The 22,642-nt window shown below is 68.0% G+C and carries 21 protein-coding genes; 12 read left to right on the forward strand and 9 right to left on the reverse strand.

Features of this window, described 5'->3' with window-relative positions; all coding sequences use genetic code 11:
* The first annotated feature begins 11 nt into the window (after positions 1-11).
* Positions 12-1,343 (forward strand): nickel pincer cofactor-dependent isomerase, group 22, encoded by a 1,332-nt coding sequence (locus VK682_RS03780; protein ID WP_324781469.1) that lies wholly within the window; start codon positions 12-14, stop codon positions 1,341-1,343.
* 2 nt (positions 1,344-1,345) lie between these two features.
* Positions 1,346-2,554, forward strand: a complete 1,209-nt coding sequence (larC, locus tag VK682_RS03785; protein WP_230796155.1) for a nickel pincer cofactor biosynthesis protein LarC — start codon at positions 1,346-1,348, stop codon at positions 2,552-2,554.
* 8 nt (positions 2,555-2,562) lie between these two features.
* On the opposite strand, the gene VK682_RS03790 is transcribed toward larC, so the two are convergent.
* Together VK682_RS03790 and VK682_RS03795 are read right to left on the reverse strand one after the other, a co-directional pair.
* Positions 2,563-3,363 carry a sugar phosphate isomerase/epimerase family protein gene (locus VK682_RS03790; RefSeq protein ID WP_230796154.1) on the reverse strand — a complete coding sequence of 267 codons (801 nt, stop codon included), beginning with the start codon at positions 3,361-3,363 and terminating at the stop codon, positions 2,563-2,565.
* Positions 3,360-5,060: an FAD-dependent oxidoreductase gene (locus VK682_RS03795; protein ID WP_324781470.1), complete on the reverse strand. Its 1,701-nt coding sequence runs from the start codon at positions 5,058-5,060 to the stop codon at positions 3,360-3,362. Before VK682_RS03795 ends, VK682_RS03790 begins: the two co-directional genes overlap by 4 nt.
* Positions 5,061-5,154: 94 nt before the next feature.
* Between VK682_RS03795 and VK682_RS03800 the strand changes: the two genes are divergently transcribed.
* From VK682_RS03800 to VK682_RS03825, 6 genes are all read left to right on the forward strand, one after another.
* Positions 5,155-6,069, forward strand: coding sequence for a LysR family transcriptional regulator (locus tag VK682_RS03800; protein ID WP_230796152.1), 915 nt, complete (start codon positions 5,155-5,157; stop codon positions 6,067-6,069).
* A 165-nt stretch (positions 6,070-6,234) separates the two neighbouring features.
* Complete coding sequence (locus VK682_RS03805) at positions 6,235-7,239, forward strand: Bug family tripartite tricarboxylate transporter substrate binding protein (RefSeq protein ID WP_089845018.1); 1,005 nt, start codon at positions 6,235-6,237, stop codon at positions 7,237-7,239.
* A gap of 108 nt (positions 7,240-7,347) precedes the next feature.
* Positions 7,348-7,920 (forward strand): tripartite tricarboxylate transporter TctB family protein, encoded by a 573-nt coding sequence (locus VK682_RS03810; protein WP_089845020.1) that lies wholly within the window; start codon positions 7,348-7,350, stop codon positions 7,918-7,920.
* Positions 7,920-9,422 carry a tripartite tricarboxylate transporter permease gene (locus tag VK682_RS03815; RefSeq protein ID WP_089845022.1) on the forward strand — a complete coding sequence of 501 codons (1,503 nt, stop codon included), beginning with the start codon at positions 7,920-7,922 and terminating at the stop codon, positions 9,420-9,422. The genes VK682_RS03810 and VK682_RS03815 overlap by 1 nt, the downstream gene beginning before the upstream one ends.
* Positions 9,419-10,252, forward strand: a complete 834-nt coding sequence (locus VK682_RS03820) for a shikimate dehydrogenase family protein (RefSeq protein ID WP_230796150.1) — start codon at positions 9,419-9,421, stop codon at positions 10,250-10,252. Before VK682_RS03815 ends, VK682_RS03820 begins: the two co-directional genes overlap by 4 nt.
* A gap of 39 nt (positions 10,253-10,291) precedes the next feature.
* Positions 10,292-12,178, forward strand: coding sequence for a bifunctional sugar phosphate isomerase/epimerase/4-hydroxyphenylpyruvate dioxygenase family protein (locus tag VK682_RS03825; RefSeq protein ID WP_324781471.1), 1,887 nt, complete (start codon positions 10,292-10,294; stop codon positions 12,176-12,178).
* 7 nt (positions 12,179-12,185) lie between these two features.
* Here VK682_RS03825 and VK682_RS03830 read toward each other — a convergent pair whose 3' ends face one another.
* Genes VK682_RS03830 through pcaC form a run of 4 tightly spaced genes read right to left on the reverse strand, consistent with a single transcriptional unit; the run spans position 12,186 to position 14,969 of the window.
* On the reverse strand, positions 12,186-13,253 hold the full coding sequence (locus VK682_RS03830; RefSeq protein ID WP_324781472.1) for a 3-carboxy-cis,cis-muconate cycloisomerase: 1,068 nt from the start codon (positions 13,251-13,253) through the stop codon (positions 12,186-12,188).
* On the reverse strand, positions 13,243-13,842 hold the full coding sequence (pcaG, locus tag VK682_RS03835) for a protocatechuate 3,4-dioxygenase subunit alpha (RefSeq protein WP_324781473.1): 600 nt from the start codon (positions 13,840-13,842) through the stop codon (positions 13,243-13,245). The genes VK682_RS03830 and pcaG overlap by 11 nt, the downstream gene beginning before the upstream one ends.
* Positions 13,843-13,845: 3 nt before the next feature.
* A complete protein-coding gene (pcaH, locus tag VK682_RS03840) occupies positions 13,846-14,589 on the reverse strand; it encodes a protocatechuate 3,4-dioxygenase subunit beta (protein WP_324781474.1) in 744 nt (247 codons plus the stop codon).
* The gene (gene pcaC / locus VK682_RS03845) at positions 14,586-14,969 is read right to left on the reverse strand and encodes a 4-carboxymuconolactone decarboxylase (protein WP_230796145.1); all 384 of its coding nucleotides are present in this window, start codon (positions 14,967-14,969) and stop codon (positions 14,586-14,588) included. Before pcaC ends, pcaH begins: the two co-directional genes overlap by 4 nt.
* Before the next feature lie 133 nt (positions 14,970-15,102).
* Here pcaC and VK682_RS03850 point away from each other — a divergent pair, with 133 nt between their 5' ends.
* Positions 15,103-16,020 (forward strand): LysR substrate-binding domain-containing protein, encoded by a 918-nt coding sequence (locus VK682_RS03850; RefSeq protein ID WP_230796143.1) that lies wholly within the window; start codon positions 15,103-15,105, stop codon positions 16,018-16,020.
* On the opposite strand, the gene pcaF is transcribed toward VK682_RS03850, so the two are convergent.
* The 3 genes from pcaF to VK682_RS03865 are packed head-to-tail and all read right to left on the reverse strand — an operon-like array spanning position 16,008 to position 18,618.
* Positions 16,008-17,207, reverse strand: coding sequence for a 3-oxoadipyl-CoA thiolase (pcaF, locus tag VK682_RS03855; protein WP_324781475.1), 1,200 nt, complete (start codon positions 17,205-17,207; stop codon positions 16,008-16,010). The genes VK682_RS03850 and pcaF overlap by 13 nt on opposite strands.
* Entirely contained in the window at positions 17,207-17,881 is a 675-nt protein-coding gene (locus VK682_RS03860) for a CoA transferase subunit B (RefSeq protein WP_375342679.1), read from the reverse strand. Before VK682_RS03860 ends, pcaF begins: the two co-directional genes overlap by 1 nt.
* A 17-nt stretch (positions 17,882-17,898) precedes the next feature.
* The gene (locus VK682_RS03865) at positions 17,899-18,618 is read right to left on the reverse strand and encodes a 3-oxoacid CoA-transferase subunit A (RefSeq protein ID WP_230796139.1); all 720 of its coding nucleotides are present in this window, start codon (positions 18,616-18,618) and stop codon (positions 17,899-17,901) included.
* A 106-nt stretch (positions 18,619-18,724) separates the two neighbouring features.
* On the opposite strand from VK682_RS03865, the gene VK682_RS03870 reads away from it, so the two are divergent.
* The 3 genes from VK682_RS03870 (at position 18,725) to VK682_RS03880 (ending at position 22,640) form a co-directional block, all read left to right on the forward strand.
* Positions 18,725-19,483, forward strand: a complete 759-nt coding sequence (locus tag VK682_RS03870) for an IclR family transcriptional regulator domain-containing protein (protein WP_089845194.1) — start codon at positions 18,725-18,727, stop codon at positions 19,481-19,483.
* Between the two features lie 233 nt (positions 19,484-19,716).
* Entirely contained in the window at positions 19,717-21,330 is a 1,614-nt protein-coding gene (locus VK682_RS03875; protein ID WP_230796137.1) for an OpgD/OpgG family glucan biosynthesis protein, read from the forward strand.
* 116 nt (positions 21,331-21,446) lie between these two features.
* Positions 21,447-22,640, forward strand: coding sequence for a glutathionylspermidine synthase family protein (locus tag VK682_RS03880; protein ID WP_230796135.1), 1,194 nt, complete (start codon positions 21,447-21,449; stop codon positions 22,638-22,640).
* Positions 22,641-22,642 lie beyond the last annotated feature (2 nt).

Below are 22,642 nucleotides of genomic sequence, written 5' to 3' on the forward strand. Positions count from 1 at the left end.
GGAGCGGACCGATGGACGCACAGAAACCCAATTACGTGAAGCTGGTGGAAAACACCCCCCTGCCGCGCATCGCCCTCTGCCGCCAGAGCTTTGCCGCCACGCGGATCGAGGATCCCGCCGCCGCCGTGCACGAGGCCATGGCCGATGCCGCCTGCTGCGCCAAGATCCGGCCCGGCATGTCCATCGCGATCACCGCCGGCAGCCGGGGCATCGCGGTTTTCCCCGAACTGCTGACGGCGCTTGTGGCCGAGGTGGCGGCGCGCGGCGCGCATCCCTTCGTGGTGCCCGCCATGGGCAGCCATGGCGGCGCCACCGCCGAGGGGCAGACGGCCTTGCTGGCCAAGTTGGGCGTCACCGAAGCGGTGATCGGCTGCCCCATCCGGTCGTCCATGGACACGGTGGAAATCGGCACGCTCGACAATGGCATGTGGGTGCGCATGGACCGCCACGCGCAGGAGGCGGACGGCATCATCCTGTTCAACCGGATCAAGCCGCATACCTCGTTCCGTGCGCCCAATGAAAGCGGGCTCGCCAAGATGCTGTCCATCGGGCTCGGCAAGCAGTCGGGCGCCGAACAGTGCCATTCGCGCGGCATCGACGAGGTGCCGGTCTATGTCGACCTGATGGCCCGCATGAAGCTGGACCGCTGCAAGGTGCTGTTCGGGCTGGGCACGGTGGAAAACGCCTATGACCAGCTGGCGCGTGTCGTGGTGCTGGACAGCGAAGGGCTTCTGGAGGCGGAACAGCCCTATCTGCGCGAGGCGATGGCCAACATGCCGCGCCTGCCGCTGGGTCCGGTCGACGCGCCGGTGGCGGCGGGGCAGCTTGACGTGCTGGTGGTGGATCAGATCGGCAAGGAGTTTTCCGGCACCGGCATGGATCCCAACATCATCCACCGCTTTTCCTCGGCCAAGATGGCGCCGCATGCCACGGTGCAGATCGCGCGGCTGGCGGCGCTGGAACTGTCGCCCCGGTCGAACGGCAATGCCAATGGCGCGGCCCGCGCCGATGTGGTGACCGCGCGGCTGGAAGCGGCCTTCGACCGCGAGGCGGTCTATGCCAATGCGCTGACCTCTACCGTGCTGATTCAGGCCAAGATGCCCATGGTCATGCCCGATGACCGCAGCGCCATTCAGGCGGCGGTCAAGACCTGCGGCGCCAAGGACATCCGCCGCGCCCGCCTGCTGCGCATCCCCAACACGCTGCAGCTGGAATATCTTTATGCCTCCGAGTCGATGCTGCCCGAACTGCGCGAACGTCCGGGGTTCGAGGTTCTCGGCGATCTGGAAGAGATGCGGTTCGAGGGCGAGCGGCTGGTGAACCCGTGGCCGGAGGCGCATTGAGCATGGGCCAAGGTTTGGGCGCGGGGCTGCACCTGCATCTGGATCCGGTGGGTGGCGCTGCGGGCGACATGTTCGTGGCGGCCCTGCTGGATGCCTTTCCCGATCTTGCGGCGCGGGTCATGGCGGATGTGGCAGCCTTGCTGCCCGCCGAGGCGGGCCGCGCCGAGCTGCAGACCGGGAAAAGCGGCGGAATGGCGGTGCGCCGCTTCCGGCTGGTGGACGCGCCGCACGCCCATCATGACCACGGTCCCCACCATCACCATCATGACCACGACACCACCTATCGCGGCCTGCGCGCCCGGATCGAGGCGGCGCCGCTGGCGGAGGGCACCGCAGAGCACGCCTGCGCCATCCTGCACCGCATCGCCGAAGCCGAGGCACTGGCGCATGACCTGCCGATCGACCGGGTGCATTTCCACGAGATCGCCGACTGGGATTCGCTGATGGATGTCACGGCGGCGGGCAGCCTCGTCGCGGCGCTGGCCGGGGCAAGCTGGTCGCTGGCGCCGCTGCCCTTGGGCGGGGGCACGGTGCGCACCGCCCATGGCATCCTGCCGGTGCCCGCCCCCGCCACGGCGCGCATCCTTGCGGGCTATGACTGGATCGATGACGGCGTGCCCGGCGAACGGGTCACCCCCACCGGCGCTGCCATCCTTGCCCATGTCACCGGCGGCGCGCCCGCCCCGCGCCATGCCGGACGGCTGCGCGCCAGCGGCATGGGGGCGGGCACGCGCGATCTGCCGGACCGGCCCAACGTGCTGCGCGTCACCGCCTTTGATACCGGCGCGGCCAAGGGCTGGCAGCGCGACCGGGTGCTGCGGCTGGCCTGCGATCTGGACGACATGACCGGAGAGGAGATCGGCGCCGCCGCCGAGGCGCTGCGCGCCCTGCCGGGCGTGCTCGATCTGGTGCTGCTGGCGGCGCAGGGCAAGAAGGCGCGCCCGCTGACCCGGCTTGAATTGCTGCTGCGCCCCGAGGCCGAGGAGGCCGTGGCCGCCGCCCTGTTCGATCTGACCAGCACGCTGGGTCTGCGCCGCGAGGAGGTGGCGCGGCTGATCCTGCCGCGCGAGGCCGAGCCCGGCGCCGACGGCCCGCGCAAACGCGCCGACCGCCCCTCCGGCCCGACGCGCAAGGCGGAAAGCGACGCGCTGGCCTCGGCCCCGACGCTGGCTCAGCGCCGTGCGCTGGCCCGCCGCATCGAAGAGGGCTGAGCGCGGCGCTACCCCGCCGCCAGCCACGCGCGGCTGCGCGCTGCCACATGCGCCAGCACCGCCGCGGAGCCCTCCGCCCGCTGCAGCCGGGACATCGGCACCTCCAGCGCCAGCGGCAGATCGGGGGGCAGCGCCGCCAGAAAGCCGCGCAGGTCGATGCCGCCCGCGCCGGGCGGCAGCCGGTCCTCGCGCGCGGTCGTCAGCAGCTCTGCGGTGCTGTAGGGCGGTGCCACCGGCGCATCGCAAAGATGCGCGAAGGGCAGCAGACCGGGCGGCACCCGCGCCAGATCGTCCAGCCGCGAGCCGGAGCGGTCCAGATGCAGGCTGTCCACCAGCAGCTGCACCCCCGGCCCTGCGGCGCGCAGCACCTGCAGTGCGGAGGGCAGATCGGGCACGTCGGTCCATGGAAAGAACTCCAGCACCACGCCAAGCCCCCGCGCCTGCCCCATCTCGGCCAGCGCCGCCAGCCGGTCCGCCAGTCGCGCGGGGTCGGGATCGTAAGGCGCCGTGATCAGATGCCGCGCCCCGAGGTCCGCGCCCATGTCGAACAGCCAGCCCTGATCGGCGGGGCGCAGATCCGGCGTGATCTTCAGGAATTCGATGTCCCGCACGGCAAGCCCGGTGGCGGCCATGGCGGCCTGCGTCGCGCGCAGCGCGGCGCCGCGCAGCGGATAGCCGGGCGAATCATCGGTCACCGCCAAAAGCCGCAGCCCCACCCCGTCAAACCCCGCCCGCGCCGCCGCCTCGATGAAGGCGGGGGGCGGCAGATCGAGGGCAGTCAGATGGGCGACGGACAGCGGACGGGTCATGCCGGATCCTGCGAGGCCGCGTGACGCGCGGCGATGAAACCGAAGGTCAGCGCCGGGCCAAGGTTGATGCCGCCCGCCGGATAGGTGCCGCCAAAGATGCTCGCCGCATCGCTGCCCGCCGCATAAAGCCCCGCAATCGCCTGCCCCTGCCCGTCCAGCACCCGCGCCTGCGCGTCGGTCCTGAGCCCGGCGAAGGTGGCGAAACTGCCCGGCTCCACCTTCACCGCGTAAAAGGGCGCGCGGGTGATCGGCGCGACATTGGGGTTGGGCCGCTGGTCGGGATCGCCCTGCAGCCGCATATAGGCGCTGCTGCCCCGGCCAAACTCCGGATCGGCGCCTTGGGCCGCATGGGCATTCCAGCGCTCCAGCGTCGCCTGCAGCCCGGCGGGGTCGATGCCGCAGGCAAGGGCCAGATCGCGCGGGCTTTGCCCCCGCCGCAGATAGCCTGCACGGATCCAGCCGCCATAAGGCACCGGCGCGGGCCGTACGATGCCCAGACCATAGCGGCGCAGGAAGCGGTGATCGCAGACCAGCCAGGACTGCGCCGCCTCGCCTTCGGGCACCGCCGCCAGCAGCGCGGTGACGTAATCATGATAGCCAAGCCCTTCGTTGCAGAAGCGCGCGCCATTGGCCAGAACGCCGATCACCCCGGGCTTGCCCCGGTCGATGATATGGGGAAAGCGCCCCTCGGACCCGTCGGGCCATGGCACGCGCGACACCGGGCAAAGCGCTGCAGCGCTTGCAAGGTCATGATCCAGCGCCGCCCCCACCGCCTCGGCCAGCCGCAGGCCGCCGCCCTTGGCCGTGGGCACCGACAGCGACAGATGCTCCGCCGCGCGCGGCAGCAGGTCGGCGGCGCGCGCGGCGTCATGGCCAAAGCCGCCGCAGGCCAGCACCACGCCGCGCCGCGCGGTCAGGCGGCGGCCATCGGCCAGCATCACGCCGCAGACCCGGCCCCGGTCGATGCTGAGCGCGCTGACCTGCTGCGACAGGCGCAGATCCACCCCCACCCGCCGCGCCGACAGCAGCAGCCGACCGATCAGCGCCGCGCCATTGCGCAGATCCATGCCCCGGCCATGCAGGGCCAAATCGCGGCCATGGCGCAGCACCCGGCCCGCCACATGGCCCAGCGACCGCAGCGACCGCGTCATGGTCAGGAAGGCGCGCAGATCCGGCCCCGCCTGAATCGTCATGCCGCGAAACGTGGTCTCTGCCAGCGGCAGGCGCAGCAGCGCAAGCGCGGGCCCCAGCGCCCGCGCGTCAAAGGGCGCCGCGATGACCGACCGGCCCCCCATGCCCGCGCCGGGCAGATGGCCATAGGTGTCGGGGATGGTCAGCCCGCCCTGAAACTGCAGCGCGGTGTTCTGTTCGAAAAACGCCACCATCTCGGGGGCGGCGGCAAGAAAGGCATCGACCCTGTCCGCCCGGAACCGGTTGCCCGCCACCGCCTGCAGATAGGCGCGCGGCGCCTCGGGCGGCTCGTCGATGCCCGCGCGCCGGGCCACCGGGTTACGGGGCGCAAAGATCCACCCGCCCGACCAGGCCGAGGTGCCGCCCGCCACCTCGGCCTGTTCCAGCACCACCACGCGCAGGCCATGGATCGCGGCGGTCACGGCGGCGGCAAGCCCGGCGGCGCCGGATCCCAGCACGATCAGATCCACGGTGTCTTCGGCGCAGGGCGCAGGCAATTTGGTCATGGGCGTCTCCTCGCCCGGACTGTCCCGGCTTGACATATTAACGTCAAGTATCAAGATTGCGCTGCGATTAACCTGAAGTTAACCGAAGGCGGCCATGCGCGACATCACCCTGCGCCAGATCGAGGTCATCCGCGCCGTCATGCTGCGCGGCACCATCATCGGGGCAGCGGAATATCTGGGCGTCTCGGCGCCCGGCATCAGCCGCCTGCTGAAACACACCGAAGAAACGCTGAACCTGCGATTGTTCGAACGGCGGGGCGGGCTTTTTGTGCCTTCGGTGGAGGCGCAGGCGGTGTTTGACCAGATCCGCACGGTCTATCGCGGGGTGGAGAACCTGCAGCTTGCGCTCGACAGCCTGAAAAAGGGCCAGAACGTGCAGCTGGCCTTCGCCTCGGCGCCGTCGGTGGCGCAGTTCATTGCCGCCCGCGCCATCCGCAACATCCGCGCGCAGTTCCCGGACCTGTATATCGACCTCAACATCCTCAAGATCGAGGAGACGGTGGATTACCTGCTGCTGGAACGCGGCGAGTTCGTCATCATGAGCTCGAAGGTGGACAACCCCGGCATCGACAGCGAACTGATCGCCGAAACCTCGCTGGTCTGCGTGCTGCCCGAAGGTCACCGGCTGGCCGAGGAACCGCAGATCTCGGTCTTTGACCTGCTGGAGGAGCCGCTGGTGGGCATTGATCCCGCGGATCCCTATGGCGAGCTGCTGATGCGGCCCTTTGTCGAGAACGGGCTGGAGGTGACCCACAGCATGCGCGGGCGGTTCGCGCAGACCGTGGTCAGCCTCGTGCGGCACGGGCTGGGGGTGGCGCTGATCGACCGCTTCTCGGTGGCCGAGGTCTATATGCCCGGAATCGTGCGCCGCCCGCTGAAAGAGCCAAGCTGCATCCGCAGCTATGTGGTGACAAAACAGGGCCGGGTGCTGTCCAGCTTTGCCGAATACGCCATTGCGCAGTTCAGAAAGGAGTTGACGCTTGCCGCAACCGAGCCTTTAACCCGTTAACGTGCAAGGATTTTCCTGCATGGCTGCGGAATTTTCCCACTCATGAATAACATCAAGTTAATAATGTCGATCATTCGGTATTTGACGTTATTCCCGCAGATGACGATGCTGACCCACAGCCGGACGCAGGGGAGCGTCCAGAGCAGATCCGAGGGAGGATACACCATGACACGATTTCTGATCGGTGCCGTATCGGCGCTGAGCCTGCTGGCAGGCACCGCCACCGCACAGGACTACCCCGCGAAGGAAATTCAGGGGATCATCCAGTGGGGCGCGGGCGGCTCCACCGACACCGTGATGCGCGCCGTCACCCCCCATGCCGAAGAGGTTCTGGGCGGCACCATCGTGCTGCAGAACATGACCGGCGGCGTCGGCGCCATCGCGCTGAACCACGTGGCGGATGAAGACGCCGATGGCTACAAGCTGCTTATGGGGGCCGAAAACCCGCTGCTTTACAAGGTGATGGGCCTTGGCGACAAGGATTACTCCGACTTCACCGCGATCAGCATTCTGGCGCGCGGCACGCCGATCCTTGTGGCCAACAATGACGCGCCCTTCGACGACTATCCGGGGATGCTGGCCTATATCGCCGAAAACCCCGGCGAGCTGCGTTTCGGCTCCACCGGGCCGGGCGGGCTGCCCTCGGTGGTGACCGCGATGGTCGAGGCGGTCGAGGGCGATCTGGACGTGATCTCCGTGCCTTATGATGGCGACGGCCCGGCGCTGACCGCGCTGCAGGGCGGGGCCATCGACGTGATGCCCGCCGTGCTGGGCGCCTCCATCGAGGCGATCAAGGCCGGCAACATGAAAGCCCTGGCCGTGGTCGATGTCGAGGCCAACGAGTTCCTGCCCGACGTGCCGCCGGTGCTGGAGTTCAACGAGGGCTACAGCACCTATCTGCCCTGGGGCCCGTTCTTTGGCATCTTCGTCAAGAACGGCACGCCCGAGGATGTGGTGGCCAAGCTGCAGGACGCGTTCTCGCAATCCGCCGAACAGCAGGCGTTCAAGGATCTGATGGCCACCCGTGGCTTCACCCTGATGAACACGTCCGGGGACGAGGCGCAGGAGTTCCTGACCAGCTGGCAGAGCAACACCGCATGGCTGCTGCAGGATGCGGGCATGGCCAAGACCTCGCCCGAGGAATTCGGCATCGCCCGTCCCGGCGAATAAGCCTGCCGCGACCGGCCTGCCCGCAGCGGCAGGCCCCCTGCTGGCGCCGCCCTTTTCCGGCAAGAGGGCGGCGCCGTTCATGACAGATCCAGCCATCCCGGAGGAGAGATGCAGGACCACGTTCACCCCCACGACTCTGCGCGCGACGGATCCTCGGATGCCACCCCCGGCGGCATGCCCGGCAAACGTCGCCCCGGAGAGCTGCTGTTCACCGTGTTTCTGGTGCTGTTCAGCGGCGTGCTGCTGTGGAACGCCTTTGGCATCTCCGGGTTCGAGGCGCTGTCCGGACCGGGGGCCGTGCCCATGGCCACCGCTGCGGTGATGCTGGTCAGCGCGCTGATCGTGCTGGTCCGCACCCTGCCGCTGCCGCGCACGACAGACGAGACGGTGATGCGGGACATCCTGCCGCCGCTGGCTATCGTGATCGTGCTGCTGCTGGTCGCTTACGGCCTGCTGCTGCGGCCCTTGGGCTTTCTGCCGACCTCGGCACTGTTCCTGATCGCCGCCATCAAGATCCTGTCGCGGCGCGGCTGGGGTTTCACCGTGGCGGTGTCGCTGGGCAGCCTCGTGCTGATCTATCTGGTGTTCCGCATCGTGTTTTCGGTGCTGATGCCCGCAGGCATCGTGCCCGAGGGCGAGATGCTGCAGGCGCTGCGCGACCTGTTCGGAGGAGGTGTCTGATGGATGCGCTCATGGCCTTTCTGACCGTCTTCACCCAGCCGCAGCTTCTGCTGCTGGTGGCGGCGGGCACCTTTGCCGGGGTCTATGTCGGGGCGATCCCGGGCCTGTCGGTCACCATGGCGGTGTCGATCCTGATCTCTTTCACCTTCTCGTGGGACGTGCTGCCCGCCATCTCGCTGATGATCGGCGTCTATATGGGCGGGGTCTATGGCGGGTCGCGCACCGCCATCCTGCTCAACATCCCCGGCGCGCCCTCGGCCATCGCCACCGCCATGGACGGCTATCCCATGGCGCAGCGCGGCGAGGCGGGCGAGGCCATCGGCATCACCACCGTCATGTCGTTCTTCGGCGGCTTCGTGGGCATCGCCGTGCTGGCGCTGCTGGCGCCCACCGTGTCGGATTTTGCGATCCGCTTCCAGCCGCGCGATTACATGCTGATCGCCGTTCTGGGGATCCTGCTGGTGGGCTCGCTGTCCTCCGGCTCGCTGGTCAAGGGCATCTTTGCGGGGGCGCTTGGCATCGGCATCGGCGCCGTGGGGATGGATCCGCTGACCTTCACCGAACGCTTCACCTTCGACATTCCGCTGCTGCGCGGCGGCATCTCCTTCATCGCGGTGATGATCGGCATGTTCGGCGTGTCCGAGGCGCTGATGCAGCTGCACAACATCGACACGCCCGCGATCAAGCAGAAGATCAGCCGCATCGTTCCCTCCTTCGGCACGATCCGCAAGCATCTGCCGCTGTCGCTGCAGACCTCCTCGCTGGGGGTGCTGATCGGCGCGCTGCCCGGCACCGGCGGCGACATCGCGGCGCTGATGGCCTATGACCATGCCAAGCGCGTGACCAAATCCCCTTCGCGCCCCTTCGGGCAGGGCGCCATCGAAGGGCTGGTGGCGCCAGAGACCGCCAACAACGCCGCCGTGGGCGGGGCCTTCATTCCCATGATGACGCTGGGCATTCCCGGCGACGCGGTCACCGCCATCATGATCGGCGCGCTGTTCATCCACGGGCTGAACCCCGGCCCGCTGCTGATGGTCGACCAGCCGGACATGTTCTGGTTCATCGTGGGCGCGCTGGTGACCGCAAACTGTTTCATGCTGCTTTTTGGCCTGACCGGCATCAAGCTGTTCACCCGCATCGTGGAAATGCCGCGCGCGGTGCTGATCCCGCTGATCCTGCTGCTGTCCATCGTCGGCGCCTATGCGGTCAACAATGCCATCACCGATGTCTACTGGATGCTGGGCTTCGGGGTCTTCGGCTATTTCATGCGCCATTACGGCTATCCGCTGGGGCCGGTGATCCTTGGGGTAATCCTGTCGCGGCTGCTGGATGACAACTGGCGCCGCGCCATCATCTCCGAACGCGAGGATCTGGGCCGGTTCTTTTACGGCATCGTCACCAGCCCGCTGTCGCTGTGCCTGCTGGTGGCGGTCATCCTGATCTTCGTGTCGCAGACCCCGCTCTGGACCCGGTTCCGCAAGAAGGAAAGCTCCGCCAAATGACCGCCCCCGACATCCGTCTTGGCCTGATCGGCGACAATATCGCGGCCTCCCGCTCGCCGCGCCTGCACGAACTGGCGGGGCTGCAGAATGCCCGCGTGGTGCAGTATGACCGGCTGGTGCCGCAGGATCTGGGCCAGAGCTGGGACGCGATCTTTGACGGGCTGGCGGCCAAGGGCTATCGCGGCACCAACATCACCTATCCCTACAAGGAAAAGGTGGTGTCGCGCCTTGTCATCGAGGATCCGCTGGTGCGGGCCATCGGCGCCTGCAACACCGCGATTTTTGATCAGGGCCGGGCGCTTGGCCACAACACCGATTACAGCGGCTTTGTCGCCGCCTATCGCCGCCTGCGCGGCGACACGCCTACCGGGCCGGTGCTGATGATCGGCACCGGCGGGGTGGGCCGCGCCGTGGCCTTCGGGCTGGTGGCGCTTGGCACGCCAGAGATCCGGCTGGTGGACATGGATCCCGCCAAGGCCCGCGCGCTGGCCGATGACCTGCGCGCCGCAGCCCCCGGGCTGCGGGTGATCGTGGGCGAGGATGCCGCAACGGCGGCGCAGGGCGCCGAGGGGCTGATCAACTGCACCCCCGTCGGCATGGTCGGCAAGCCCGGCACGCCGCTGCCCGCCGCAGCCATGGCCAGCGGCACATGGGCCTTTGACGCGGTCTATACCCCGGTGGACACCCAGTTCCTGACCGATGCCGCCGCGCGCAGCCTGCAGATCCTGTCGGGCTGGGAGCTGTTTTTCTATCAGGGCGTGCATGCATGGACGCTTTTCACCGGCCTGCCGCTGGACGAGGCGCGGCTGCGCGCCGATCTTCTGGCCTGAGCCGCAGCATTTTCCCGTTCCGCCTCTGGAGGGCCTGTCATGAAAACCTCGATCGCCACCGTATCCGTCTCCGGGGATCTGCGCGAAAAGCTGCAGGCGATCGCCGCTGCGGGCTTTGACGGGATCGAGATCTTCGAACAGGATTTTATCGCCCATGACGGCAGTCCGCGCGATGTGGGCAACATGGTGCGCGATCACGGGCTGGAAATCGCGCTGTTCCAGCCCTTCCGCGATTTCGAGGGCCTGCCCGAACCGCTGCGGGCCAAGGCCTTTGACCGAGCGGAGCGCAAGTTCGACCTGATGCAGGAACTGGGCACGGATCTGGTGCTGGTCTGCTCCTCGGTGCATCCGCAGGCCTTGGGCGGCATCGACCGCGCCGCCGCCGATTTCCGCGAACTGGGGGAACGGGCGGCCAGACGCGGGCTGCGCGTCGGATACGAGGCGCTGTGCTGGGGCCGTCATGTCAACGACCACCGCGACGCATGGGAAATCGTGCGCCGCGCCGACCATCCCAATGTCGGGCTGATCGTCGACAGCTTCCACACGCTGGGCCGCAAGCTGTCGCCCGAAACCCTGCGCGGCATTCCCGGCGACCGCATCTTCTTCGTGCAGATGGCCGATGCCCCGCTGATCGAGATGGACCTGCTGTACTGGTCGCGCCATTTCCGCAACATGCCCGGCGAGGGCGATCTGGACGTGACCGGCTTCCTGCGCGCGGTGCTGGCGGCGGGCTATCAGGGGCCGCTGTCGCTGGAGATCTTCAACGACCAGTTCCGTGGCGCCAATACCGCGCAGGTGGCGCGCGATGGCTACCGGTCGCTGGTGGCGCTGATGGATGACGTGCGCCGCACCGAACCCGACCTGCCGCAGACCCTGCCCGCGCTGCCGCCGCGCGTCCGGCCCGAAGGCGTGGCCTTTGTGGAGTTTGCCGCACAGGGGCGCGAGGCGCAGCATCTGGCCGGGCTGCTGGACACGCTGGGTTTCGCCCGCGCCGCCACCCACCGCAACAAGGCGCTGACGCTCTGGCAGCAGGGCGAAATCCGCATCGTGGTGAACGAGGAAACCTCGGGCCATGCCGCCCATGCGTGGAACGCGCGCGGCACCACGGTCTGCGATCTGGGGCTGGCGGTCAGTTCCGCCCGCGACGCGCTGACCCGCGCCACCGCCACCGGGGCGGAGCCGTTTTCCCAGCCGCTTGGCATCGGCGAGCTCGACATTCCCGCGATCCGGGGGCTGGGCGGATCGGTGCTGCATTTCATCGACAGCGGATCGGGGCTCGACCGGGTGTGGGAGGTGGAGTTCGACCCCATCCCCGGCGCGGATCTGGCAGGCGCCGGGCTGACCCGGATCGACCATCTGGCCCAGACCATGAGCTATGAGGACATGCTGAGCTGGACGCTGTTCTACACCGCGATCTTTGACGTGCGCAAAAGCCCGATGGTCGACGTGATCGACCCCGACGGGCTGGTGCGGTCACAGGTGGTGGAGGCGCAGGACGGCGCGCTGCGCATCACCCTGAACGGGGCGGACACCCATCGCACGCTGGCGGGGCGGTTTCTGGCGGAAAGCTTCGGCGCCTCGGTCCAGCATCTGGCGCTGGAAAGCGCGGATATTTTCGACACGGCGGCACGGCTGGCCGCGCGCGGGTTCGAGCCGCTGCCGATCCCGGCCAACTATTACGACGATCTGACCGCGCGCTTCGATTTCCCCCCCGGCCTGCTGGAACGGATGCAGGCCGCGCAGGTCATGTATGACCGCGACAGCCGGGGCGAGTTCTTTCAGCTCTATTCCGGCAGCTTCGCGGGCGGGCTGTTCTTCGAGATCCTGCAGCGCAGCGGTTATGGCGGCTATGGCGCCCCCAACGCACCCTTCCGCATCGCGGCGCAGAAGCGGCGGCTGGGACCAAAGGGCATGCCCGCCCGGTAAGGCGCGGTCAGGGCGTGCCGATCCGGGTGATCCGCTGCGTCATGTCCTGCGCCACCGCCAGCGCGCGGGCCGTGGCCGCCAGCATCTGCGGCAGCACCATCCATTCCAGCGTCCATGCGCTGCCGGACCGTTCCTGTTCATGCACCATGGCCAGATGCAGGGCCGACAGCTGCACCGCGTTGAACCGGGCCAGCGTCACCAGCAGTTCGGCGGACACCGGGTTCTGCTTATGCGGCATGGCCGAGGATCCGCCGCCGCCGGTCAGGGTGATCTCGTCCAGCCCCTGCTGCGCCATCAGCGCCACGTCCTGCCCCATCTTGCCAAGGCTGCCGGTGACCAGCGACAGCAGGCCCGCATAGTCGGCGATGCCCTCGCGCATCGCATGCCACGCGCGCGGCGCGGGATGCAGCCCAAGTGCCGCCGCGACATCTGCCACCACCTGATCGGCCCTGTCCCCCAGCGCCCTGCGATCGCCCGAGGCACCGCCGACCTGCACCCGTTCGACCCGGGGCCGCAGCGCCGCCAGACGCGCGGCATGACCCTCCAGCGGCAGCCGCCAGACCTGCAGCCGGTCGGCCACGGTGATCTGCGTCGCGGCCTGCATCCGGGTGCGCCCCATCAGCGGCGCAGCACCAAACCGCGCCTCCAGCGCCGCAAGCCCGGCCTGAACCGCCTCCAGCCGCGTGGCGATCAGATCCGAGGCCTCGGCCAGCGTGCAGGCCAGCGCGCTGTCCACCACATCCTGCGAAGTGGCACCCTTGTGCAGCGCCCCCGCAGGCGCGACCTGTTTGAGCTGCGCCACCAGCCGGGGCACCGGCACGCCATCCTGCGCCATGCCCGCCGCCAGATCGGCCCGGTCGATCTGCGCGCCCTCAATGGCGCGGGCGGCGGTCTCCGCCTGCGCCGGGTCAAAGATCCCGGCCCGCCCGCAGGCGCGGCTCCATGCCGCCTCGAAGGCGAGCATATGCGCCAGCTGCCGGTCCGGTGACAGGATCGCGGCCATGTCGGCATCGCCGAACAGCCCCGACAGCCACGGATGGTCAAAAACGCCGCTGCCCTGCGGATCAGAGGTCAAGGAACACCGTCTCCTTGGGCCCCTGCAGATGGATGTCGAAGCGGTAGCGCCCTTCGTCCAGCTTGCGGGCGATCAGCGTCTCCACCCGGGGGCGCTGTTCGATGCGCGCCAGCAGCGGATCGGCGGAATTGTCCTCGTCTTCGAAATAGATCCGGGTGCTGAGCCCGATATTGATGCCGCGCGCCACGATCCAGAGCGAGACATGCGGCGCCGAGACCAGACCGCCGCGCCCGCGCACCGGGCCGGGCTTGACGGTGCGCAGGGTGAATTCCCCCGACTGCGCATCGGCGGCAAAGCGGCAGAAGCCGGTCAGCCCCGGATCCGCCCCCGGCTGGCCGGGAAAGATCCCCGCCGCGTCGCATTGCCAGCTTTCGATCATCGCATCGCGCATCGCCCAGCCGGTGCCGTCATGCACCGAACCGGTGATCTCGATGATCTGGCCCGTCACCTCCCCGCAAAGCGGCGAGGTGCCGATTTCCTCGTCAAAGCTGCCGGGATTGCCCGCATAGCTGGGCATCAGCCCGATATGCACATAAGGCCCCGCCGTCTGCGAGGCGGTTTCAGGCAGGGTGTCCAGTTTCTGCACCATGGCTCACATCCCCTCGAGCTTGTTTTCGAACATGGTCTGGCGGCGGCCACGCAGCACGATGTCGAATTTATAGGCCAGATAATCCAGCGGGCGCGACATGGAGAAATCCAGAGGCGCCACCAGCCGGTCAAGCGCGCTGCGGTCCTTGATCGTCGCGGCGATGGGGCAATGCGCGATCAGCGGGTCGCCCTCGAAATAAAGCTGGGTGATCAGCCGCTGGCCGAAGCTGTGGCCAAAGACCGACACATGGATGTGCATGGGCCGCCAGTCATTGCCGCGATTGGGCCAGGGATAGGCGCCGGGCCGGATGGTCAGGAACTGATAGCGGCCTTCGTCATCTGTCAGCGTGCGCCCGCAGCCGCCGAAATTGGGATCGAGCGGCGCGAAATAGCTGTCCTTCACATGGCGATAGCGCCCGCCCGCATTGGCCTGCCAGATTTCCACCAGCGTCTGCGGCACGGGCCGGGCGTTTTCGTCCAGCACGCGGCCATGCACCAGAATGCGCTCTCCGACCGCGGGGGCGGCGCCTCGGGTCCAGTTCAGGATCAGGTTGTTGTCAAGCGGCCCAAGCCGGGCGTGACCGAAGCGCGGCCCGGTCTCTTCCGAGGGCGTGCTTTCCATCGACAGCAGCGGCAGGTTTGGCGCGCGGGTGACGCTGGTCTTGTAATCGGGATCATAGGGCACCGGGTGGATGCTGCGGTTGCGCGGGATCAGCGGCCCGGCATCGCGCGACGGGGTCAAGGTCATTGCGCGGTCTCCTCCATCTCCGCATAGGTCTGCCGCGCCAGTTTCAGCGCGTGATTGGCGCGCGGCACGCCCGCATAGATCGCCACATGCTGCAGCGCCTCGGCCACATCGGCCATCGACGCGCCGGTGCGGGCGGTGGCGCGGATATGCATCGGGATTTCATCAAAATTGCCGGTGGCGGCCAGCAGCGCAATGGTCAGCATCGACCGTTCCCGCCGCGTGATCCGGTCAGAGGCCCAGACCGTGCCCCATGCGCTTTCGGTGATCAGGCTCTGGAACGGCGTGTCGAATTCGGTCTTGGCGGCCTCGGCGCGGGCGACATGGGCCTCGCCCAGCACCTCGCGGCGGACGGCCATGCCACGGTCATAGGTCTGGCTCATGCGGTCTTCCTTCTGTCAGGCGAGCGGGCATCCATAACCGATGCCACGTCAAACCCAAAGGTGACACGGATTTTCCGTTGGCAAAACTACAAACTCGTGCCACATCCATAACCCCATGGTTTTACCCAACGGCATGAAACTGCGCCATCTGGAGGCGTTTCTGGCGGTCGCGCAGCACGGCACGATCTCGGCCGCCGCGCGGGCGCGGCATGTGTCGCAGCCCGCCCTCTCCAAGACCATCGCAGAGCTGGAGCTGCTGCTGGGAACGGCGCTGTTTGACCGCAGCGGACGGCGCGTGGTGCTGACCCCGGCGGGCAGCGGCTTTCGCGCCCATGCGCTCGCCGCGCTCAGCCGGCTGGAAACCGGGGTGCGGGCGCTGTCGGGGCAGCCGCCCGCCGGGCTGGTCAAGGTGGGGGTGCTGCCCACGGTGGCGGGCGGGTTCTTCCCGGCGGTGGCGCTGGATTTCGCCCGCCAGCGCCCCGAGGCGCGGATCGGCGTGGTGACCGGGCCGAACCGCTACCTGATCGGGCAGCTGCGCGCGGGAAAGATCGACCTGATGGTGGGAAGGATGCCGCAGCCAGAGGACATGCCGGGCCTGTCCTTCGATTATCTTTATGACGAACCGATCCTGCTGGTGGGCCGGGCGGGGCATCCGGCGGCGGCGGATCCGGCCCCGCGCGCGCTGGCCCGCCATCCGGTGATCCTGCCCAATCCCGGCGCGATCATCCGCCAGACGGTGGACCGCTATCTGGCGGCACAGGGGCTGGCGGGGCTGGTCCCTGCCTTCGAGACGGTGGCGCTGCCCGTGGCGCTTGGCCTGCTGGAACGGTCGGATCTGCTGTGGTTCATCTCGCGCGGGGTGGTGGAGCGCGAATTGCAGCGCGGCACGCTGGTGGCGCTGGATCTGCGCTCCGACTACATGGCGGGCGCGGTGGGGCTGACGCGGCAGTTCACCTTTGATGCCGACAGCCCCGCCGATCTTCTGGCGCGGCTGCTGCATGAACGGGCGCGGGATCTGACCGCGCCCGCCGAAAGCGGTCACACCGCCTGAAGCGCCACCGCGATGCCCTGCCCCACGCCGATGCACATGGTGGAGAGGCTGCGTTCGCCGGATCTGAGATCAAGCATCGCAGAGCCGGTGATGCGTGCGCCGGACATGCCCAAGGGATGACCCAGAGCGATGGCGCCGCCGTTGCGGTTCACCCGTGCGTCGTCATCCGCCACGCCAAGCGCGCGCAGCGTGGCCAGCCCCTGCGAGGCAAAAGCCTCGTTAAGCTCGATCACCGCAAAATCGTCGATGCCCAGCCCAAGCCGCGCCATCAGCTTCTGCGACGCGGGCGCGGGACCAAAGCCCATGATACGCGGCGCCACACCGGCGGTCGCGCCGCCCAGCACACGGGCGCGCGGGGTCAGGCCGTGACGCTTCACCGCTTCGGCAGAGGCCAGCACCAGTGCGGCCGCACCGTCATTGACCCCCGAGGCATTGCCCGCCGTCACCGTGCCATCGGCCTTGACGAAGGTCTTGAGCCCCTGCAGCGCCTCCAGCGTGGTGTCGGGGCGCGGGTGTTCGTCCTGCTCCACCCGTTTGGGATCGCCGCGCCGCTGCGGCAGCATCACCGGCACGATTTCCTGCGCCAGCCGCCCCGAGGCCATGGCGGCGCCCGCCTTCTGCTGGGACCGCAGCGCGAACAGATCCTGATCCTCGCGCGAGATGCCGAAATCTTCGGCCACGTTCTCGGCGGTCTCGGGCATGCTGTCGACGCCATACTGCGCCTTCATCAGCGGGTTGATGAAGCGCCAGCCGATGGTCGTATCCTCGACCGAGGCGCTGCGCGAGAAGGCGGAGGTGGCTTTCGGCATCACGAACGGCGCGCGGGACATGGATTCGACACCCCCCGCCACGATCAGATCAGCCTCGCCCGCCTTGATGGCGCGGGCGGCGGTGATCACCGCATCCATTCCCGACCCGCAGAGCCGGTTCATGGTGGTGCCGGGCACGGTGTCGGGATAGCCCGCCAGCAGCGCCGCCATGCGCGCCACGTTGCGGTTGTCTTCTCCGGCCTGATTGGCGCAGCCAAGGATCACCTCCTCGATCGCGGCCAGGTCCAGACCGGAATTGCGCTCGGCCAGCGCCCGCAGCGGGATTGCCGCCAGATCATCGGGCCGGACCGAGGACAGCGCGCCGCCGTAACGGCCAATCGGGGTGCGGATGTAGTCGCAGATATAAACGTCGCGCATCACAGGGTCTCCGGAACAAGAAGGTCGCCCACCGGGCCATCCAGATGCAGCTTGGCACCCGTCACCGCCTGCAGCGCCTCTAGGCTGAGCTGGGGCAGCTTTTCGCGCAGCACGAAGCGTCCGCCTTCGATGTCGATCACCGCCAGCGAGGTATAGACGCGGGTGACGCAGGCCACCCCGGTCAGCGGGAAGCTGCATTTTTCCACCAGCTTCGGCTGGCCGTCCTTGGTGACGTGATCGGTGACCACCGCCACGCGCTTTGCGCCATGCACCAGATCCATGGCGCCGCCCACGGCAGGCACGCCCTTGCTGCCGACGCGCCAGTTGGCCAGATCGCCGGTCTGCGCGACCTGATAGGCCCCCAGCACCGCCAGATCCAGATGCCCGCCGCGCACCATCGCGAAGCTGTCGGCATGGTGAAAGAACGCGGCCCCCGGCTTCAGCGTCACCGCCCTTTTGCCGGCGTTGATCAGATCCCAGTCTTCCTGCCCCGGCTCGGGCGCCTGCCCGAACCCCAGAACGCCGTTTTCGGTGTGATAGGTCACCTCGCGCCCCTCGGGCTGGAAAGTGGCGATCATCTCGGGAAAGCCGATGCCAAGATTGACATAGGATCCATCCTCCAGATCCTGCGCGGCGCGCCACGCGATCTGGGCATTGCTCAGCTTGTCGTCCATCAGCGAAAATTCCGACATCAGTAGACCACTCCCGTGCGCACGAGCACTTCTTCCTGTTGCGGATCCGGCACCGCGACCACGCGGTCGATGAAGATGCCGGGGGTGACGACCTCGGCCGGGTCGATGCTGCCCGGCTCGCCCAGATCGGCGACCTGCGCGATGGTGCGGGCGGCGGCCATGGCCATCAGCGGGTTGAAGTTGCGCGCGGCCATCCGGTAGGTCAGGTTGCCCAGCGGGTCGCCCTTCTGCGCCTTCAGCAGCGCAAAATCCGCCTTCAGCCAGCGTTCGCGCACATACATCTTGCCGTCGAATTCCTCCACCGGCTTGCCCTCGGCCAGTTCGGTTCCATAGGAAGACGGCGTGTAAAAGGCCGGGATCCCGGCGCCACCCGCGCGGATGCGCTCGGCCAGCGTGCCCTGCGGCACCAGTTCCAGCGCGATCTCTCCGGCCAGATAACGGCTGTTGAACGCATCGGCATTGGACGAGCGCGGGAAAGAGCAGATCATCTTGGCCACCATGCCCGCCTTGATCATGGCGGCGATGCCGATGGCGCCGTTACCGGCGTTGTTGTTGATGATCGTCAGATTGGTGGGGCTGCCGGTGGCCCGAAAGCGGTCGATCAGCGCATGGATCAGCTCGATCGGGGCGCCGGATCCGCCGAAACCTCCGATCATGACGGTTGCGCCGTCGGGAATGTCGGCGACCGCTTCCGCGGGCGTGGACGTGACCTTGTTCATCGATGTCCTCCTGTCATGCCGTCGGCATAGCGCCGCAGGGCAAGCCGTGGCGAGTCCTTCCGTGCGCATGTTGATCTTTGTTCACGCAGCGGATAATTTCGTGCGCATGTTGAACAAACCCACCGATCACATCGCCTCTCTGGCCAAGGGGCTGCGGCTGATCGAATGTTTCGGCCCCGACACGCCGCGCCTGTCCATCGCGCAGGCCGCCGCCGCCTCGGGGCTGGATCGCGCCACCGCGCGCCGGGTGCTGCTGACCCTGCACCGCGAGGGCTATGCCGAGTATGACGGAAAATTCTTCACGCTGACACCCCGGATCCTGCGGCTTGGCATGGCGGCGCTGGCCTCGCTGCCGCTGTCGCAGATCGTGCAGCCGTGGCTGGACCAGCTGTCGGAAGGCATCGGGCAAAGCTGTTCGGTGGCGCTGCTGGACGAGACGGAGATCGTGTATATCGCCCGCGCCGCGCAGAAACGGGTCATGTCCATCGGGCTGATGCCGGGATCGCGGCTGCCCGCCTTCTGCACCTCCATGGGGCGGGTGCTGCTGGCGGCCCTGCCCCGCGATCAGGCCCGCGCGCTGGTCGAGGCCTCCGATCTGGCGCCGCGCACCGCCTTTTCCGCCAGCGACCCCGACGAAATCATGGCGCGCATCGATCAGGTCCGCGCGCAGGGTTATGCGCTGATCGATCAGGAGGTGGAGCTGGGCCTGCGCTCGGTGGCGGTGCCGCTGATCGACGGGCGCGACCGGGTGGTGGCGGCCCTGAACACCGGCATGGCCGCCACCCAGGACCGCGTCGATCTGCTGGCGGATCTGTATCTGCCCCGGCTGCGCAAGGTCCAGGCGGGACTGCGCCGCGTGCTCTAGGCCGCGACTCACCCGCGGCGACCGCAGGGCACCCCCGACCGGACCGGATGTAACATCTGCGCAAATTTGCAGCGGCTCCGCGCCGCCAATGCCTGACTGTGCGCGGCAACAGGCGAGGCTTTGCCATACCACGAAAATTTTTAAGCGAGCGCTCGCCTGCCGCTGCGATTCCCGTTGCGATATGGCGCGGCTGGAACAAGAAGGCGCAGAGTGCAATGTCACCGGAGATCCGCATGTCTGCCGACACGCATACCCGCCGCGCCTTTCTGGCCAGCGCCCTTGGCGCTGGCGCGTTCTTCCTGCTGCCCGAGATGGCCCGCGCCCAGTCAGAGGCGGTGGCCTCCGGCATCCCGCTGGGGCCTGCCGAGCCGTTTTCCTTTGACCGGCTGCGCGACATCGCCCGCAGCCTGTCGCGGGAACCGTTCACGCCCATGGCGATGCCGGACGCGGAAACGCTGCAGCAGATCGATTATGACGCCCATGGCGCCATCCGCTTCCGCCGCGACCGCGCGCTCTGGGGCGAGACCCAGACCGACAACCCGGTGCAGTTCTTTTTCCCCGGGCGCTATTTCCCCGAGCCGGTGCATATCTACGCGGTCGAGGAGGGCATGGCGCGCGAGGTGCCGTTTTCGCGCGACCTGTTCAGCATCCCCGAAGATAGCCCCGCGCAGCGGCTGAGCAAGACCGAAGGCTTTGCCGGGTTCTCCGTGCAGGATCCGGCGCAGCGGTCGGACTGGATGGCGTTTCTGGGCGCCTCTTACTGGCGGACGGCGGGCTATTCCGGGCAGTTCGGCCTGTCGGTGCGCGGGCTCGCGCTGGACACCGCGATCCCCGACGGCCCCGAAGAGTTTCCGCGCTTCACCCGGTTCTGGCTGGAACAGCATGGCGATGGCAGCGTGACCACCTGCGCGCTGCTGGAAAGCCCGCGTGCCACGGGCGCCTATCGCATCGTGTCGCGCCGCGACAATGGCGTGATTCAGGACGTGTCGGCGGACATCTTCCTGCGCGGCGATGTCTCGCGGCTGGGTCTGGCGCCGCTCACCTCCATGTACTGGTTCGGCAAGCACAACCGCCATGTCGCCGCCGACTGGCGCCCCGAAGTGCATGACAGCGACGGGCTGGAGATTCATCTGGGCAATGGCGAACGGATCTGGCGTCCGCTCAACAACCCGCCGCGGATCATGGCCAACAGCTTTGCCACCCCCAGCCCGCGCGGCTTTGGCCTGATGCAGCGCGAGCGCGATTTCGACCAGTATCAGGATGACGGCGTGTTCTATGACCGCCGCGCCTCGGCATGGGTGGAACCGCGCGAGGACTGGGGCATGGGGGCGGTGACGCTGATCGAGCTGCCCACCGATGACGAGACCTTCGACAATATCGTGGCCTTCTGGACCCCCGCCGATCACGCGATGGCAGGCAGCGAATACCAGCTGAACTACACGCTGAGCTGGCTGGAAGATGGCCCGGTCAAGCCAGAGCATGCCCGGTTCCGCGCCGTGCGGCTTGGCAAGGGCGGCATTCCCGGACAGCCCCGCCCCGCCGACACGGTCAAGGTGGTCTGCGATCTTGACTCCACCGGCTTTGACGGGCTGACGCGCGGGCCGCTGACCAGCACCATGGTCACCACCTCGCGCGGGGTGATCTCGAACGAGGCGGCCTATCCCGTGGTGGGCGAAGACGCATGGCGCGCGATCTTCGACGTGGATTTTTCCGACCTGCCGCTGGATCAGGACGACCCCATCGACCTGCGCGTCTATGTGGCCCATGACGGCGCCGCCAAGACCGAAACGCTGGTGCTGCAGCTGTTCCCCAGCCAGCTGCGCGAGCTGCTGTCGGCGCGCACCTGACCCCTGCCGCGGCGGCGCGACCCTTTGGCCCGCGCCGCCGTTTCCCTGCCTGAAACGCTCGCACCCCGTCCGGTTTTCTGTCACAGCAGGGGCAGACACAGACAACCGAGGTGCAGATGCGGAAAATCCCGCTTTCCGAACGTCCCGACTGGCGCGACAAGGCCAAGGAACTGGGCTTCACCTTCGCCGACATGTACGGCGAACCCTATTGGGACGAAAGCTCGGCCTATCAGTTCAGCCTGCGCGAGATCGAGGAGGATCTGGAGGATCCGGCCACCGAACTGCACGGCATGTGCCGCGAGGCCGCCGCCGCGATCTGCGCCAGCGAGGAACTGCTGGAAAAACTCGGCATCCCGGCGGAGTTTCACGATCTGGTCGCGGGCAGCTGGGACCGGCAGGAGCCCGAGATCTATGGCCGCTTCGATCTGGCCTATGACGGCACCGGCCCGGCCAAGATGCTGGAATACAACGCCGACACCCCCACCTCGCTTTACGAAAGCGCCTCCTTCCAGTGGGGGTGGCTGGAGGATCAGCTGGCGGCGGGCGTGCTGCGCGACGGTGACGACCAGTTCAACGGCATCCACGAGGCGCTGGTGGCGCATTTCGCCGCGACCTTCGCCCCCGGCACCGATCTGCATTTCACCGCCATCGCGGGCAATCCCGAGGATTACGGCACGGTGGAGGCCATGGGCTGGGCCGCGCGCGAGGCCGATCTGGGCGCGCATTACACCGATCTGGACAAGCTGGGGCTGAGCCCCGACGGGCAGTTCATCGACGATCAGGACCGGGTCATCGGCATCCTGTTCAAGCTTTATCCGTGGGAGGATCTGCTGCGCGACGACTATGCCCGGCACATCGCGGGGTCGGGCTGTCTGATGCTGGAACCGGCATGGAAGGCGGTGCTGTCCAACAAGGGGCTGCTGCCGGTGCTGTGGCAGATGTTCGAAGGCCATCCCAACCTGCTGCCTGCGTTTTTCGAGGCGGAGATGCAGGCGGGCAGCCCGGCGCTGGACCGCGCCGAAGAGGTGCTGCGCCGGGGCCATGTCATCAAGCCATTGTTTTCCCGCGAAGGCGCCGCCATATCCATCGTGGAAAACGGCGCGCCGACCGAAACCAGCCCCGAGGCGGGCTATGGCCAGCATCCGCGCATCGTGCAGGCCTATACGCCACTGACCGCCTTTGACGGGTTTCACCCGGTGATCGGCGCATGGATGGTGGGGCAGGCCTGCGCGGGCATCGGCATCCGCGAGGATCGCGGGCGCATCACGCAGAACCTGTCGCGGTTCAAGCCGCATTTCATCCGCGACTGAGG

Source organism: Salipiger marinus (genome assembly GCF_035481585.1).
In the GTDB taxonomy this organism is placed as follows: domain Bacteria; phylum Pseudomonadota; class Alphaproteobacteria; order Rhodobacterales; family Rhodobacteraceae; genus Salipiger; species Salipiger marinus.

What these genes read in the sequence shown, in the direction of transcription:
- VK682_RS03780 (WP_324781469.1), top strand. Translation starts at nt 12, where the DNA reads ATGGACGCACAGAAACCCAATTACGTGAAGCTGGTGGAAAACACCCCC.
- larC (WP_230796155.1), top strand. Translation starts at nt 1,346, where the DNA reads ATGGGCCAAGGTTTGGGCGCGGGGCTGCACCTGCATCTGGATCCGGTG.
- VK682_RS03790 (WP_230796154.1), bottom strand. Translation starts at nt 3,363, where the DNA reads ATGACCCGTCCGCTGTCCGTCGCCCATCTGACTGCCCTCGATCTGCCG.
- VK682_RS03795 (WP_324781470.1), bottom strand. Translation starts at nt 5,060, where the DNA reads ATGACCAAATTGCCTGCGCCCTGCGCCGAAGACACCGTGGATCTGATC.
- VK682_RS03800 (WP_230796152.1), top strand. Translation starts at nt 5,155, where the DNA reads ATGCGCGACATCACCCTGCGCCAGATCGAGGTCATCCGCGCCGTCATG.
- VK682_RS03805 (WP_089845018.1), top strand. Translation starts at nt 6,235, where the DNA reads ATGACACGATTTCTGATCGGTGCCGTATCGGCGCTGAGCCTGCTGGCA.
- VK682_RS03810 (WP_089845020.1), top strand. Translation starts at nt 7,348, where the DNA reads ATGCAGGACCACGTTCACCCCCACGACTCTGCGCGCGACGGATCCTCG.
- VK682_RS03815 (WP_089845022.1), top strand. Translation starts at nt 7,920, where the DNA reads ATGGATGCGCTCATGGCCTTTCTGACCGTCTTCACCCAGCCGCAGCTT.
- VK682_RS03820 (WP_230796150.1), top strand. Translation starts at nt 9,419, where the DNA reads ATGACCGCCCCCGACATCCGTCTTGGCCTGATCGGCGACAATATCGCG.
- VK682_RS03825 (WP_324781471.1), top strand. Translation starts at nt 10,292, where the DNA reads ATGAAAACCTCGATCGCCACCGTATCCGTCTCCGGGGATCTGCGCGAA.
- pcaG (WP_324781473.1), bottom strand. Translation starts at nt 13,842, where the DNA reads ATGGTGCAGAAACTGGACACCCTGCCTGAAACCGCCTCGCAGACGGCG.
- pcaH (WP_324781474.1), bottom strand. Translation starts at nt 14,589, where the DNA reads ATGACCTTGACCCCGTCGCGCGATGCCGGGCCGCTGATCCCGCGCAAC.
- pcaC (WP_230796145.1), bottom strand. Translation starts at nt 14,969, where the DNA reads ATGAGCCAGACCTATGACCGTGGCATGGCCGTCCGCCGCGAGGTGCTG.
- VK682_RS03850 (WP_230796143.1), top strand. Translation starts at nt 15,103, where the DNA reads ATGAAACTGCGCCATCTGGAGGCGTTTCTGGCGGTCGCGCAGCACGGC.
- pcaF (WP_324781475.1), bottom strand. Translation starts at nt 17,207, where the DNA reads ATGCGCGACGTTTATATCTGCGACTACATCCGCACCCCGATTGGCCGT.
- VK682_RS03860 (WP_375342679.1), bottom strand. Translation starts at nt 17,881, where the DNA reads ATGGACGACAAGCTGAGCAATGCCCAGATCGCGTGGCGCGCCGCGCAG.
- VK682_RS03865 (WP_230796139.1), bottom strand. Translation starts at nt 18,618, where the DNA reads ATGAACAAGGTCACGTCCACGCCCGCGGAAGCGGTCGCCGACATTCCC.
- VK682_RS03870 (WP_089845194.1), top strand. Translation starts at nt 18,725, where the DNA reads ATGTTGAACAAACCCACCGATCACATCGCCTCTCTGGCCAAGGGGCTG.
- VK682_RS03875 (WP_230796137.1), top strand. Translation starts at nt 19,717, where the DNA reads ATGTCTGCCGACACGCATACCCGCCGCGCCTTTCTGGCCAGCGCCCTT.
- VK682_RS03880 (WP_230796135.1), top strand. Translation starts at nt 21,447, where the DNA reads ATGCGGAAAATCCCGCTTTCCGAACGTCCCGACTGGCGCGACAAGGCC.